The organism is Methylobacterium sp. 37f (genome assembly GCF_023093475.1).
Lineage (GTDB): Bacteria > Pseudomonadota > Alphaproteobacteria > Rhizobiales > Beijerinckiaceae > Methylobacterium.
Genome location: NZ_JAGHKN010000121.1, coordinates 1 through 451, shown reverse-complemented (window position 1 = coordinate 451; position 451 = coordinate 1). Strand labels below are relative to the sequence as shown.

Below are 451 nucleotides of genomic sequence, written 5' to 3'. Positions count from 1 at the left end.
TCGACGCCGGGGTCAGCTTGCCGACCTCGGTCTGCGCCAGCAGCAGCTTGGAGCCGTTGGAGAAGAACTCCGGCGCGCCGCACTCGTCGGTCTCGACGTGGGCGGTCTCCGAGCAGATCACGCTGTGGTAGCTCTGGCACAGCGCGGCCAGGGCCAGGGAGTTGGCGGCGGTGCCGTTGAAGGCGAAGAACACTTCGCAATCGGTCTCGAACAACTGGCGGAAGTAGTCCGAAGCGCGCGCGGTCCACTGGTCGTCGCCATAGGCGCGCTCGTGGCCGCGGTTGGCTTCGGCCATCGCCGCCCAGGCTTCGGGGCAGATACCGGAATAGTTGTCGCTGGCGAACTGTTGGGTGTTATCGGTCATGTGGGCCTCGGATGGAACGGTTGCCGAGCCCTCGTGGGGCTCCGTGCGGTCGCGCCGGTACGGGTAGGTGCCGGCACAGTCTGTCAG

At 67.0% G+C, this 451-nt stretch carries 1 protein-coding gene; it reads right to left on the bottom strand.

Annotation, left to right across the window (positions count from 1 at the left end):
• Positions 1-364 (bottom strand): beta-eliminating lyase-related protein (locus J7U37_RS24910; protein WP_247637499.1); only part of this gene is annotated, 364 nt, incomplete at its 3' end.
• Positions 365-451 lie beyond the last annotated feature (87 nt).